Annotated in this window: 14 protein-coding genes; 1 reads left to right on the top strand and 13 read right to left on the bottom strand. The window is 45.5% G+C overall.

The annotated features are described in order from the left end of the window. Nucleotides 1-15: 15 nt before the first annotated feature. From ICN49_RS08575 to ICN49_RS08520, 12 genes are all read right to left on the bottom strand, one after another. The gene (locus ICN49_RS08575) at nucleotides 16-1,926 is read right to left on the bottom strand and encodes a heme lyase CcmF/NrfE family subunit (protein WP_216167583.1); all 1,911 of its coding nucleotides are present in this window, start codon (nucleotides 1,924-1,926) and stop codon (nucleotides 16-18) included. Nucleotides 1,927-1,937: 11 nt separating this feature from the next. Further along, nucleotides 1,938-2,369 (bottom strand): cytochrome c maturation protein CcmE, encoded by a 432-nt coding sequence (gene ccmE / locus ICN49_RS08570; protein ID WP_216167532.1) that lies wholly within the window; start codon nucleotides 2,367-2,369, stop codon nucleotides 1,938-1,940. Then, on the bottom strand, nucleotides 2,366-2,554 hold the full coding sequence (gene ccmD, locus ICN49_RS08565; RefSeq protein ID WP_216167530.1) for a heme exporter protein CcmD: 189 nt from the start codon (nucleotides 2,552-2,554) through the stop codon (nucleotides 2,366-2,368). The genes ccmE and ccmD overlap by 4 nt, the downstream gene beginning before the upstream one ends. 2 nt (nucleotides 2,555-2,556) lie before the next feature. After that, nucleotides 2,557-3,333, bottom strand: coding sequence for a heme ABC transporter permease (locus ICN49_RS08560; RefSeq protein WP_216167528.1), 777 nt, complete (start codon nucleotides 3,331-3,333; stop codon nucleotides 2,557-2,559). After that, entirely contained in the window at nucleotides 3,330-3,995 is a 666-nt protein-coding gene (ccmB, locus tag ICN49_RS08555; RefSeq protein WP_216167526.1) for a heme exporter protein CcmB, read from the bottom strand. The genes ICN49_RS08560 and ccmB overlap by 4 nt, the downstream gene beginning before the upstream one ends. After that, the gene (gene ccmA, locus ICN49_RS08550) at nucleotides 3,992-4,645 is read right to left on the bottom strand and encodes a cytochrome c biogenesis heme-transporting ATPase CcmA (RefSeq protein ID WP_216167524.1); all 654 of its coding nucleotides are present in this window, start codon (nucleotides 4,643-4,645) and stop codon (nucleotides 3,992-3,994) included. Before ccmA ends, ccmB begins: the two co-directional genes overlap by 4 nt. A 67-nt stretch (nucleotides 4,646-4,712) precedes the next feature. Beyond that, complete coding sequence (locus ICN49_RS08545) at nucleotides 4,713-5,309, bottom strand: NapC/NirT family cytochrome c (RefSeq protein ID WP_216167521.1); 597 nt, start codon at nucleotides 5,307-5,309, stop codon at nucleotides 4,713-4,715. 40 nt (nucleotides 5,310-5,349) lie between these two features. Then, nucleotides 5,350-7,770, bottom strand: coding sequence for an MtrB/PioB family decaheme-associated outer membrane protein (locus ICN49_RS08540; RefSeq protein WP_216167519.1), 2,421 nt, complete (start codon nucleotides 7,768-7,770; stop codon nucleotides 5,350-5,352). A 29-nt stretch (nucleotides 7,771-7,799) separates the two neighbouring features. Further along, on the bottom strand, nucleotides 7,800-8,777 hold the full coding sequence (locus ICN49_RS08535) for a DmsE family decaheme c-type cytochrome (protein ID WP_255535477.1): 978 nt from the start codon (nucleotides 8,775-8,777) through the stop codon (nucleotides 7,800-7,802). A gap of 54 nt (nucleotides 8,778-8,831) precedes the next feature. Continuing rightward, a complete protein-coding gene (locus tag ICN49_RS08530; protein WP_216167517.1) occupies nucleotides 8,832-9,188 on the bottom strand; it encodes a c-type cytochrome in 357 nt (118 codons plus the stop codon). 154 nt (nucleotides 9,189-9,342) lie between these two features. Next, nucleotides 9,343-9,990 (bottom strand): response regulator transcription factor, encoded by a 648-nt coding sequence (locus tag ICN49_RS08525; protein WP_216167515.1) that lies wholly within the window; start codon nucleotides 9,988-9,990, stop codon nucleotides 9,343-9,345. Next, on the bottom strand, nucleotides 9,987-12,017 hold the full coding sequence (locus tag ICN49_RS08520) for a PAS domain S-box protein (protein WP_216167513.1): 2,031 nt from the start codon (nucleotides 12,015-12,017) through the stop codon (nucleotides 9,987-9,989). Before ICN49_RS08520 ends, ICN49_RS08525 begins: the two co-directional genes overlap by 4 nt. A gap of 144 nt (nucleotides 12,018-12,161) precedes the next feature. On the opposite strand from ICN49_RS08520, the gene ICN49_RS08515 reads away from it, so the two are divergent. Next, complete coding sequence (locus ICN49_RS08515; RefSeq protein WP_216167511.1) at nucleotides 12,162-12,362, top strand: hypothetical protein; 201 nt, start codon at nucleotides 12,162-12,164, stop codon at nucleotides 12,360-12,362. Between the two features lie 18 nt (nucleotides 12,363-12,380). Here the strand turns inward: ICN49_RS08515 and ICN49_RS08510 are convergent, their stop codons facing one another. Then, nucleotides 12,381-12,947: a hypothetical protein gene (locus ICN49_RS08510; RefSeq protein ID WP_216167509.1), complete on the bottom strand. Its 567-nt coding sequence runs from the start codon at nucleotides 12,945-12,947 to the stop codon at nucleotides 12,381-12,383. Between the last annotated feature and the right edge of the window lie 43 nt (nucleotides 12,948-12,990).

The following is a 12,990-nucleotide window of genomic DNA, read 5'->3' as shown; positions in this document are numbered from 1 at the left end:
AGTAAATATGTTGAATTATTTCTTGAGGCGCAGACGATAGCGCTTATCCAATACTGCGAATAGGCCCCCTAAAGCCATTAATAAACAGCCGCCCCAAATCCAATCGACAAATGGTTTGTAGTAAACGCGTACAGCCCAAGCATTGCCTTCCAAAGGCTCGCCAAGAGAAATATAGATATCCCGTGTCAAGCCTGCGTTAATAGCCGCCTCAGTCATTGGCATCGTCGATGAATCGTAATTGCGCTTCTCAGGATATAAAACCTCTTCGGTCTTACCATGACGACCTAACTCAAAGGTGCCACGAGTGGCTTGATAGTTAGGCCCTTGAGCAGGACGCACTTCCACTAACCGAATCTGATAACCACCAACTGACACTGTATCGCCAGGCGCCATGCGCACATCTTTTTCTTCTTGGTATGCGCCCACCATCGTGACGCCAATCACAAATACTGCAATACCAATGTGACCTAATTGCATACCAATAAAGGAGCGAGTCGGCTTGCCAACCTTGAACTGCCGAATGATTTGCAATACACCGGAAGCAATAATCCAGAATGAAAGCAAGAAGCCTAATGCAGTCAAGATCGTGAATTCACCCATCATGCGTGGAATCAAGATGGCTGCAACGACTGCAACGACTGCTGCTAACCATAAGCGCTTAAGCAATGCATTGAGATTGGTGCTCTTCCAATTGGCCCACGGACCAATCGCCAGCAAGAACAGAACGGGAACCATGATCGGTACAAAGACCGCATTAAAGTAAGGGGGGCCTACGGAGATCTTGCCAAGATTCAAGGCATCAATCAGCAATGGATATAAGGTTCCCAGGAGCACAGAGCCTGCAGCCACTACCAAGAAAACGTTACCCAAGAGCATTAATGTTTCGCGTGACATCAAAGAGAAGGCACCGCCCAATGTGCTCTTTGGGGCTCTTAAGGCATACAGGAACAAGGATGAGCCCACTACCAAAGAAAGCAGAATCAAAATAAAGATGCCGCGACGTGGGTCGGTAGCAAAGGCATGTACTGATGTCAGAACACCAGAACGCACCAAGAAGGTTCCGAGCAAGGACATTGAGAAAGCAATAATGGCTAGAAGTACTGTCCAGTTTTTAAAGCCACCGCGTTTCTCAGTCACCGCTAAGGAATGCAATAAAGCAGTGCCAATCAACCACGGCATGAATGAAGCGTTCTCAACCGGATCCCAAAACCACCAACCGCCCCAACCTAATTCATAGTAAGCCCACCATGAGCCGAGCGCAATACCGAGTGTTAGGAAGATCCATGCGGTAGTTGTCCATGGACGCGACCAACGTGCCCAAGCGGCATCAAGCTTGCCAGACAACAGAGAGGCGATTGCAAAAGCAAAGGCTACTGAGAAACCAACATAGCCCATATAGAGCATTGGCGGATGAAACACTAAACCTGGATCTTGCAAGAGTGGGTTTAAAGAACGGCCATCTTGTGCTGCAGGCAATAAACGCTCAAAAGGATTTGAAGTAGCCAACACGAATAGCAAGAGTCCTGTTGCGACTAAACCCAACACGCCCAGCACGCGGGCTACCATGAACTCATCCAATGTTTTAGAGAGTTGCGCAACCGCAAAGGCCCAGCCTGTTAATAAGAAGATCCACAACAATAGAGAACCTTCATGACCACCCCAAACAGCGCCTAAGCGATAAACAGTCGGCAGTTGTGAGTTGGAGTGCTCTGCCACATAGAGGACAGAAAAATCATTGACATAAAAGCACCAAGCTAAGATGGCAAATGAAATCGCCAACAGCACAAAAGAAATCTGGGTTGCAGGTCTAGCCAATACTAGCCATTCGCGACGACCTTGTTGGGCGCCAATCAAAGGCAACACACCTTGAATAATTGAAACGCCAAGAGCGAGGATTAACGCGAAATGGCCGATCTCCGGAATCATTGAGTATTCCATTATTTGGCTCCGTTTTTCTGCGCTTGCTCTAAAGCATGCTTTGCCTCTGGCGGCATGTAATTCTCATCATGCTTAGCAAGCACTTCGCTAGCAACGAATTGTCCATCGGGATCCAACTTGCCTTGGACAACAGCGCCCTTGCCCTCTTTAAACAAATCCGGAAGAATGCCTTTATAAGAAACAGGAATCTCTTGAACCAAATCAGTAATGATGAAGTGCACCACCAATTCATCGCGCTTGAGTGAGCCATCTTTCACCATACCGCCAATGCGGAATGTTTGACCCTTGGGCGCTTTACCAGCAGCAACTTCACTAGGAGTGACGTAGAGGGCAATATTGCTATTTAATGCATTGAGAATCAGAACTGCAGCAATGGCTAATGTCGCTAAGGCACCAACAATCATCAGCGCCCGTTTATGTCTTGGTTTCACTTCATTCCTTCTTTATCGAATTTCTCAGCACGAATCTCGCGCTGCAATCTTTGCACAATCTTTTTACGACGCGCATTAATGGCAATGGGCTCAAGCACCAAAATCAAAGCACAGACTCCAAAGCTACTCCATACATATAAGGCGTATCCGCCCATAGCAAAAAATTCCGCCGGTGAATTCCACATGATTACTTCACCCCTTCCAAAGTTCTCACCCAATCAGAGTGAGACTCACGCTCCAAAATAATCGTTCGCACTCGCATCAACGCAATCGCAATCGAATACATCCAGAAACACAAAGCCACTAAGAGCATTCCCCACAACATGGTGTGCGCCATTGAGGGTGATTTGTTAATAGAAACCGATGCGCCTTGATGCAAGGTATTCCACCACTTCACCGAAAAGTAAATTATTGGAACATTGACTACACCAACTAAAGCCAAAATGGCGCCCGCTTTATCTGCGCGACGTGGATCATCAATCGAGGCCTGCAGGGCCATAAAGCCAAGGTATAAAAAGAGAAGAATGAGTTCAGAAGTGAGGCGGGCATCCCATACCCACCAAGCACCCCACATGGGCTTACCCCAGAAAGCACCAGTCCACAGTGATATGAAGGCCATTAACGCACCGGTAGGCGCTAAAGCTTGAGCCATCATGGCAGACAGGCGCGTATTAAACACTAACCCTAAGCCAGCCCAAATCGCCATCATGATGTAGATAAACATCGACATCCACGAAGCTGGTACGTGGACAAAAATGATGCGGTAGCCTTGTCCTTGCACTGCGTCTACTGGCGCAACGAAGAAGCTAATCCATAAACCAGCAATACCGAAAATGATTGCGAGCGCCCAAAAGAATGGAATGAGTTTCCCGGCTAATGGATAAAAAGTGGCGGGACTGGAAAACTTAAACCAATTGACTAACTGGTTAGTGCGGCCAGAACGACTATCAAGAATAGAACTCATTCGATTGCAATCCTTACTGCAGCGGTGGTTGCCCAGGGAGCAAAAAATAAAGCCAAGACTAGCAAAGCGCCTAATAACGAATAATGTCCACCCACATCAAGCCCAACACTTTGCGCATAGACAGCACCAGCGCCAAAAATGAGCACCGGAATGTAGAGAGGGAGAACTAAAAGACTTAATAAGACGCCACCACCACGCACACCCAGGGTCAATGCAGCGCCAATCGCTCCAATCAAAGACAAAATCGGTGTACCTATTAATAGTGTCAAAATCACAGTTCCTAAGGTGCTGGCATCCAGATCAAACTGAATGCCGATCACCGGTGCCAATAAGGCCAATGGCAAACCGCATACCAACCAGTGTGCAGCAATTTTACCCCCCACGAGCAGGGCCAATGGAGTTGGTGAAAGTGCCATTTGTTCCAGGGTCCCATCGGCAAAATCCGTGGCAAAAAGGCGTTGTAGGCCCAACATGGTCGATAACAAGGCAGTGACCCAAATCACCCCAGGGGCAATCTTACGCAGAAGCGCTGTATCCGCCCCAATGCCCAGCGGAAACAGACTAGTCACAATCACAAAGAAGAACAAGATAGTGAGTACTTCGCTCTTGCGGCGCATTACCAAGAGCAAGTCCCGGCGAATGATGGCTAAGAATGCGCTCATAGCTGGACCACCCTGCCGTTCGGCATCGGAATCTCTTGATGACTAGTCATGATTGCCATGCCGCCAGAAGCAATGTGTTCCAAGATTAATTCGGAGAGCATCTCAACAGCACGCACATCTAGAGCGTTAAAGGGCTCATCCAAAATCCACAGTTTTGCCTGGCGCAACAGCAATCTGGCCAGAAGCACCCTACGCTTTTGGCCAGCTGATAAACAATTAACGGGCAAATCCTCTCGCCCCCTTAAACCAAAGCGATGCAAGGCCAGCAAGATCTTATCTTCAGTAACAGCTATCCCATCCAATGCCGTGGCAATGGAAAGATTTTCAAGCGCAGTGAGATCTTCCTTGAGAGAATCTCGGTGACCTAAAAAGAGAAGATTGCGATGGTACTCAGAAGGATCAGCAGAAATCAATTGCTCATTCCAAAAGATTTCACCTGCCGCAGGTTTTGTTAAACCAGACAAGAGGCGCAACAGGCTAGTTTTACCAATGCCATTTTCGCCACGAACATGCAACCACTCACCAGCAGAAACTTCCAAATCTAAACCCGTAAAAAGGGTGCGCTCACCCCGAACGCAGGTTAATGCATTGGCGCGAAGTGAGGATGGCTTCAAAGACAAATTAGGAGGTTCTGAAATATGAGTAGTCATGAATAGAAAATGGCCGGGATTGAACCATCCCAGCCATTGTCCAAGAGCCTTAACAGGCTGTCAAACCTTAATCGTCAGACTCTTCATACTCTTTAGGCAGTTGATGCGCAATACCCTTATGGCAGTCAATACAGGTCTTGCCAGACTCTTTTGCCTTCATATGCTTCTTATAAGGCGTCTGCTTCTGCAATTCTGGGCTCATCGCATCAAAATCATGGCAGTTACGGCATTCGCGTGAATTATTCCCCTTCATACGCGCCCATTCGTGGCTAGCCAACTCCATACGCTTAGCCTCGAACTTCTCACGCGTATCGATAGAACCCGTAATCTTGCCCCAAACTTCAAATGCAGCCTGTGACTTGCGAATCATCTTATGAGTCCAGTCTTTTGGCACATGGCAATCAGAACAAATAGCACGTACACCAGTACGGTTGCTATAGTGAATCGTTTCTTTGTATTCCTGATACACGTTGTCACGCATCTCGTGGCAAGTGGTACAGAAAGCCAGAGTATTAGTCGCTTCCATTCCAGTATTGAATGCACCCCAGAACAAAATACCCGAGATAAAAGCAACGGAGAAAATGGCCAGTATGGAATACTTGGCACTAGGTTTCTTAACGAAAGCCCAAAAACGCTTTAATGCACCTGGTTGTTTAGTTTCCATAATTTAATCCGTTCTTTTATTTAAAGGTATTCCGAAGGTATCAATCAAAGGTGTAGGTGTAATTAACTGCGAATACATTTACGTTATAACTTGGGGCTGTTTGGTTTGTTGGCATTACACCAGTTGGTGCGCTTCCATACTGATAAGCGTTGTAATAGTAATCATTGCTATACAGATGTTGATACCAGTACATCAACCCAACTTTTGAATTTTTATCAACCTGGTAACTACCCCCCAACTTAATGATCCCCAGATTATTCTGGATGGCAGGCAACATGCCACAGTTATATACTGAGTTTGGGGCGGAACAGCCCGCCGCTACCGTAGCAATTCCAGAACCACTTCCAGCAACCGCATAAGGAATTCCTGTGCTGTATTGTGACGCAGCAAAAGACATTGTGGCATCACCTGTTAGAGTCAATTTGCCCTCAATAAGGTCAGCCTGCTTAAAGCCTACGCCTACAGTAGTAGCCTTGTTTGTCAATGAATTATTCCAAGCACCCGTTGTAGTACTTTGCAAGTTAGTCATTGTTCGGAATTGATTTTGTTGCGTAGCATAAGCAGAAACTGTGCCCTTCTCAGCATAAGCATATGTACCATCTAAATTCAAGCTCCAAGAATTACCATTTTGAACGCCATATGTAGAGTCAGGATAGAGATCATTCGTATATTTTCCACCCAAGGTAATGCCAAGATTTTCAGTCGCTTGCCAATTAGCATTTGCCTTGCCCAAGAATTGCTTGCGAGAAGCTTCGAAGTAAGGCTGGAAGCCGATTGCATTAGCGCCGTTGTAGCCAGGAGCATAACTACTACTGCCATTAATGTTGTTATCCACAAATGCTGCTAATGCCTGCTGATTCCACTGCGTTTTTCGATTACTATAACCGGCTATCGCTTTAAAATTTAAATCTTCATTTGCCTTTAGTTTATAGGCTAAGTTCGCCACGTTTTCGTTACTGCTGGTGGCATTGACACAATTTGTGCCTCCTGGATAGTTGGCTGCATTTCCACCCAAACTATTTGCTGCCCCATACTGATTACACCAGCGTTCAATATTATTGTTTGCCAAAGTCAAATTCAGTTTTTGATCTTTAGTCAAACGATAGTCTCCACCCAATGCCAGTTGGAGCTGCTTATTACTCAAAGGAGTATTGGGATACAGACCCGCAGTCCCGCTCAATGAGGAGAAGTTATATATATTGGACTGGGTTAAATTATTTCTTTCGTCATACTTTGCGCTTGCAGACAGGTTCAAATCTTTAACAGATTGATCCGTAAGTTTAATATCCGCATGAGTTGTATTGACTAAGCCATTCATTGAAGAAGTAGGTAAAGCATATGCAGACTTCAAAGTGCTGTTTTGGCTTGGGGTCACCATGGCAGCATCATATGTGCCACCGAAACCTTGATTTTGAGTATTTTGACCAATTGAAATATTGCTTGTTAATTTAGTCTTCGATGAAAAATCATATCCGCCGTTTAAATTTAATTGATTAAAGGCATTGCTTGGGGCCGTACTCATCGTCTGCATTGGGGTAAGTGCTGTCGAGCCCGATGCATTTGTACTAAAAGCCTGCCAATTAACAGAGTTGTAATTATCTTTGAAGAAAGATCCAAAATACGAGGCAGTTACAAATGAATTCTCACCCTTCCAATTAACTGCCAAATTCAGAGTATCAGTTTGATAATTCGTTGGATTCGGTAGGATGGATACAACTTGAGCATTACCGCTATTTGAACCTGTTCCATTCCCATAAGTAGAGCCGCCAAAAGCCATCAATTTGGCGCCCGTTTGAACCAAATTATTATATTCAAATGTGAAATTAAGGCTCTTATCAACAATCGCAGTACCGTTAAGCGTGGTGTTATATCGAGTAGTTGAAATACCCATACCTTGTAAATCTGAACTTACTACCGATTTGTTTGTACCAACTCCGGCTGGTGAAAATGGTTGACTACCTGGCTGCGTTTTATCAAGACCATTAGGTGATGAAAGGTTGCTTGGCAAGGTAAAGGTATTACCCCCCATAGATCCGTTATATGGGGTCTGATATGTATTCGTAATATTGTGCTGAAGTTGGTCAAAGTTAACTCCAAAATTCCAGCTACCCTGTTCCGCAATAGAGGCGTTAGCAGAGCGCGATGTTAGGCCTAAATTTTCACCAGTGACTGAATAACGAGTGGTGTCACCCTGCTCATTATTGGTATAACCATTACCACCTTTGACACTAAATCCGCCATTTGGATAGGCACCAGATGGATGCCCAGCTAGGCCGTTGTATTCACCGAACTTGGCAGAGTTTTGATCAACCCCAATCATCTCCACCTGGACTGAACTTTTGGGCTGAGTTAGCGCCTTAATTTCCTCATCATCTGCCATCGCAGAACTTACCGCAAACAACCCAAGCACACCTACAGTAATTGCGCTTAGCCGTAAATTAAATTTAGATCTGTTTTTCATACAAGCCTCTTATCGATCAACTGTGTTCATTAACGTTGGAAGAATCCACCAGCAGGACTATTGGAGCCATGAACCATTACGTGACAATTCATGCAAGCTCTACCCATACCGTTTGCACTTGGCTTGCCTTGATACCCACCCTGAACGCCGGTGATATTAGGACCGTATGCACTAGGACTAGCGTGTGGGCCATCATGACAATCCTGGCATAAGAATGGAGGACGATCTTTCAGCAATGGACTGATATTCGAGCCATGAGGCGTATGGCAGTTTGCACAGTTCTCAACCACTGGTTGATGTTCGAACAATACTGGGCCGCGTTTCTCTGCATGGCAAAGGAAGCAGGTTTCATTCAGAGTATTTTTCTTGAGTAATGATGGGCCTGCAGAACCATGTGGGTTGTGACAGTCGGAGCACACTACTTTGCCTACTTCAATTGGATGGGTAGATGTTTTGTAGCTATCTGCACGTTGTTCTTTATGGCAGGTATAGCAAACCTGAGTTTGAGTCTTTTTAACCCTGACCTTGTCTACTGGGTTATGCACTACGTGGCAATCGTTACAGGCCACATCATTCACCTGGTGCTGTGAGCCGTTCCAGTTAGTACGCTTTTCTCCTTTGTGGCAAGTTTGGCAGCGATCCATACGATCTTGACTTGCGCTCTTATCGTAAACGCCCTTCTTAAAGACAAAATCTGGTGATGGACGACCCTTGCCGTCTTTATCGCCAGCCAAGTGTTTGTCACTTTGACCATGACAAGACGTACAGCTTGGTGTGCGGTCGTCACCCTTCACACCATGCTTGGTTTGATAAATAGACAGTACAGGAGCATTTTCACTCTCGTCGTGGCACTTGGTGCATTTGGCATCTTCTTTAAATGCGGCTTTTGCAATGTTCGCTTTTGACTGACCTAAATCAGGCAAGTTATTTTGTGCAAATGCAACGGGCGCCAAACCAATGGCACCCATTACCGCGCTAATTACTAGAAGTTTTTTGAAGATCTTCATTTGCTTTCCTCGTGCTTACGATTTCGAGTGAGTTCTTATTTCTTTGTTTGGTTCTTACTGAGCCAAAATCCACTGAACCAAATTCTTAATCTGCTCTGGATCTTTTGGTGGGGATGTTTTTACAATCTTGTGCTCTTCTTCATGACCATCTGGGAACTTTGCTTTTTCACCAGAAGTAATGTGATTGATTAATTTGGCTTCAGCACCTGGTTTGCCTTTGTATTTCTCGGCAACGCTGTGATAGGACGGGCCATCTTTATCTTTATCGACCGCATGGCATTTGAAGCAGTTGTTTTGCTTGGCCAGTGCTTTAGCAGCATCTGCATCAGGGGCAGCGTGCGCGATTGATGTGAATGCCAAAGCTGCAGCAGCGATTGCTACAGTGCGGATGATTTGTTTAGCTTGCGTCATTTAATTCTCCTTTAGTTCTGGCTCGGGAATACCCAAGGCTTCATTACTTAAGGAGAATTTTATTTTTTGACGCGTCCTATAGATATAGGATTGCTAAGGTAAATAACTATAGGAATATTCCTATAGGAGATAGGACAAATCTGCTTATTTCTGCTTATTTGTCTAAATCGAGCAATTTATGCTCGATGGCATAGCGAATCAGGTCAGCCTGGCTCGCTAAACCCAACTTTGAAAGAATGTGGGTTTTGTGGGTGCTAATAGTCTTAATGCTGAGCGAGAACTCATCCGCAATATCAGTCAGGCTGATTCCTTTAACAATGCGGACCAGAACCTCATGTTCCCGATTAGAAAGTTTGCTATGTGCATGTGTGTGTGCGGCCCCAGGAGAGGCATCCGCAGCTAGTAATTCAGCGACTTTAGGGCTAATGAACATGCCGCCTGCTGCCACTCTACGGATTGCAGGTAAGAAGTTATCACTATCTTCTTCTTTCGACAGATAGCCAGAGGCGCCCGCCCGAATAGCCCGCACTGCATATTGTTCTTCTGGGTGCATACTGAATATCAAGATTGGCAACTTAGGACGCTCAGCCTTGATGAGCTTGATCAATTCAATACCGCTTCTGCCAGGCATGGATAAGTCCAAAATTGCCATAGCCCAATCGCGCTCACGTACCTTCTCCAAGGCTTGATTACCGTTAGCGGCCTCACCAGCCACCACCAAATCATCCGTATCTGCCAATATCTTGCGCAGGCCATCACGAATGATGGCGTGGTCATCAGCAACTAATACTTCGTACTTCATGCATTGGCCTCAGTAAAGATCGGTGAATCAAGTGCAAATTCCACTCGAATAGTAACGCCCTTCAGTTTACCGTTGCTAATAGTAAATTTGGCGCCCAAAGCATTGGATCTTTCGCGCATGCTCACCAAACCAAATCCTCCGGATTGCAATTCTGGAGGGAGACCTACACCATCATCAGAAATGAGGAGCACTAAATGGCCGTTATCTTTATCAAGAGAAATATTGACTGCAGTGGCTTGGGCATGTCGTGCAATATTCGTCAAGGATTCCTGAACAATTCTGAACAGCGCAGTTGCTAAGTTGGTATTGCTGACTCGGACTTCCTCTTTAAGCTCTAAATTAACCGGAATATGAGTGCGTTTGGTAAATTCGCCAACCAGCCACTTAACAGCCTCTTCAAATCCTAAGTCGTCCAAAATAATGGGGCGTAATTCTGTAGAGATGCGACGAACAGATGCAATGGCGCCATCCAATTGCTGCTTCATTTCAGTAATTCGATCTACCGGGAGAGCGTGCCCGTCTTTCACGCGAGTGCTTAACCATGCGAGCTCAAGCTTTAGCCCAGTAAGCTGCTGACCCAGGTCATCATGCAACTCCCTAGCAATTCTGGTTCTTTCTTGCTCACGAATATTTTCTAAAGCCTTTGACAATCCGCGCAGTTGCAGATTCATCTCACGCAACTCAGTCTCGGCCTGACGTCTTTCAGTCACGTCTCGGAGTACCGCAGTCAACTGCTTTTTACCGTTGATCACCGTCTGAGAAATAGTGGACTCAATTGGGAACTCGGTGCCGTCAGCGCGCAGCCCGACAATCCCGAGCTGTGGCCCCATAGTGCGAGAGCCACTATCTGTTTTCTTAAATTTCTGTACATGCGAATGATGGGCGCCACGAAAACGTTCTGGCAATAGCACCAGTAAAGACTCGCCTATCACATCAACAGCCTTAAGGCCGAACATGCGTTCAGCTGATGGATTAAACAAAATGATATTTTGCTCTTCATCTACCGCAATGATGGCATCCATTACGGATTCAATCGTATGCTGATAGCGGTTATGTGCAGCGCCTAATTGATCAGCCAATTTCTGCTGACGCACCGCTTCACGGATCAATAAGCCGGCGGCGGCGATGATAAAAAGACTGACCAATACAGCGCTCATCACAATTGGAATAGCCGTCTCACGTGATGAGGCCAGCGCCTCTTCCTCATCATTGGTCACTGAAATAAATAGTGGGAACTTGGGAACGGCACCCAAGGCGAATAACTCAGCTTCTCCATTACTCTTTTTATGGCTAGAAAATTCAATCTTTCCCGATTCAATGACGGGCAGATACTCTCCTAATTCAGGAGCCCTCTCACCCATGAGACTTTCTCGATGGGGAAAGCTTGCTAACAAAACACCATCATCGCGATACAGTGAAACTGGCCGAGGGTAATCCAACTTCAACAATTGATAAATATCTTCGAAATGGGCAATATCAATTGCGCCAACGACTATCCCCTTAAAAGCACCATCTTGATCTTGAATTTTTCTCGCAAGATACAAGGTCCATTCTTTTTTCTGCGCATCACGAAATGGCTTGCCGATAAAAAGCCCGCCATCTTTTTTATTAGCAAATGCTTTAAAGTAATCTTGATTAACTACAGATATCTTCTTGCTAGGAAATTCAGCGGAAGAATTAACCAACCTTCCATTCGGATCAATCAAAAACAATGCATCTAGCTGCCGCATTCCTAGGACACGGGTGCCAAGCAATAAATGAACCTCGAGACTATCCAGAGGAAACTGAACACCAAATGTTGAGTTCAATCGATCCTGTACGCCCCTTAAGACAAGATCGGCACTCTCAAAACTGCGCTCGGTCTGCTCTACAAAGATTTTGGTAACCCCAATCGTCTCCATACGGGTGTGGGTCAACTCTCGTTTACGCAAGTCCCATAACAACAGGCTCGTAGATACAGCCACGATAACAATGGTGATGGTGGCAAAAAAGCCGATGGGATAGGCAGGACGCCCATGAAAATTCATGGTTTTATCTTAACCGATTGAAGGGGTTTGATCCATATCAACAAATGGGCTGAAATCTCTATTAGCCCATTTGCAAGTCCAATCACTCTTCTTATACTGAATGTCACCAGAGTGTGATCCCATTTGCATAAAAGGATAGATAAGATGAAAACATTAATGTGCCCTCGCTTACATGAGGCTGTGCGTGTCGATATCACCCAAGAGAATTGCATTGCATTTCATGAGTGCCTCGATGATGATGCCTGCCCACTAGCTGGCTGTTTCTCTAAAGAATCAGCGGGCGCTAGGGGCAATGAAACCTATAGCCCATCCAATCCAGCCTGCAAGTTTGGTGACATAGCCTAGTTTTTAGATTGGCCTGCTTTAAGCCCTTGACCCAATCCCTCTTTTTAGGATGTTGGGTAATACACTGAGCTCACGTTTTAGTTCATCTACTTTTTTCTGAATTAACTGATCAACTAACTTCAGATTTTTATCTTGCAGCTTTACTAAGGACTTAATTTCCATTTCGGTGAAAGGGGTCTGCTTGAGGCGCTCCTCCACTACAAAGCTTGGTACTGAGAAAAACCGGCGACTGCCCTCTACCTGCACTAGCTTGCGATAGGTGAGCGCTAAATTCTGTAGCTCACCCTTTTTAATAGCGCCAGATATGCACCCCAAGTAAGCGTCACCAAACTGCTGGATGAGTGCTGTATCGGATTCCAACTCTATCGGTAAGGCTACTAACAGTGCTGGTTTATCAAACTGATGAATCCAGCAGTACTTTAATAACTCAATCAGGTTAAAACTCTTGATAGGCTTTCTGGAACAGAAGGCGTTATCGCAAAAATAAGTGGGGATGGGTTGCTCTGATAAACCATAAATAGAGAGCAAGGCTACCTCAAGGGTGCGCTTGCGATCATCTAAGGTCGGTTCAAAAAAGAGGTACATTCAGACTCCTACTGGTCTTGAAAAATGTACTCCCTATATCTTG

This window comes from Polynucleobacter finlandensis (assembly GCF_018881755.1).
GTDB classification, from domain to species: Bacteria; Pseudomonadota; Gammaproteobacteria; order Burkholderiales; family Burkholderiaceae; genus Polynucleobacter; species Polynucleobacter finlandensis.
The sequence above is the reverse complement of the archived record's forward strand: the minus strand, read 5'-3'. Positions and strand labels throughout refer to the sequence as shown.

Coding starts and splice junctions, on each gene's coding strand:
- ICN49_RS08575 (WP_216167583.1), bottom strand. CDS start 1,926: ATGATTCCGGAGATCGGCCATTTCGCGTTAATCCTCGCTCTTGGCGTT.
- ccmD (WP_216167530.1), bottom strand. CDS start 2,554: ATGTGGAATTCACCGGCGGAATTTTTTGCTATGGGCGGATACGCCTTA.
- ICN49_RS08560 (WP_216167528.1), bottom strand. CDS start 3,333: ATGAGTTCTATTCTTGATAGTCGTTCTGGCCGCACTAACCAGTTAGTC.
- ccmB (WP_216167526.1), bottom strand. CDS start 3,995: ATGAGCGCATTCTTAGCCATCATTCGCCGGGACTTGCTCTTGGTAATG.
- ccmA (WP_216167524.1), bottom strand. CDS start 4,645: ATGACTACTCATATTTCAGAACCTCCTAATTTGTCTTTGAAGCCATCC.
- ICN49_RS08545 (WP_216167521.1), bottom strand. CDS start 5,309: ATGGAAACTAAACAACCAGGTGCATTAAAGCGTTTTTGGGCTTTCGTT.
- ICN49_RS08540 (WP_216167519.1), bottom strand. CDS start 7,770: ATGAAAAACAGATCTAAATTTAATTTACGGCTAAGCGCAATTACTGTA.
- ICN49_RS08535 (WP_255535477.1), bottom strand. CDS start 8,777: ATGAAGATCTTCAAAAAACTTCTAGTAATTAGCGCGGTAATGGGTGCC.
- ICN49_RS08530 (WP_216167517.1), bottom strand. CDS start 9,188: ATGACGCAAGCTAAACAAATCATCCGCACTGTAGCAATCGCTGCTGCA.
- ICN49_RS08525 (WP_216167515.1), bottom strand. CDS start 9,990: ATGAAGTACGAAGTATTAGTTGCTGATGACCACGCCATCATTCGTGAT.
- ICN49_RS08520 (WP_216167513.1), bottom strand. CDS start 12,017: ATGAATTTTCATGGGCGTCCTGCCTATCCCATCGGCTTTTTTGCCACC.
- ICN49_RS08515 (WP_216167511.1), top strand. CDS start 12,162: ATGAAAACATTAATGTGCCCTCGCTTACATGAGGCTGTGCGTGTCGAT.
- ICN49_RS08510 (WP_216167509.1), bottom strand. CDS start 12,947: ATGTACCTCTTTTTTGAACCGACCTTAGATGATCGCAAGCGCACCCTT.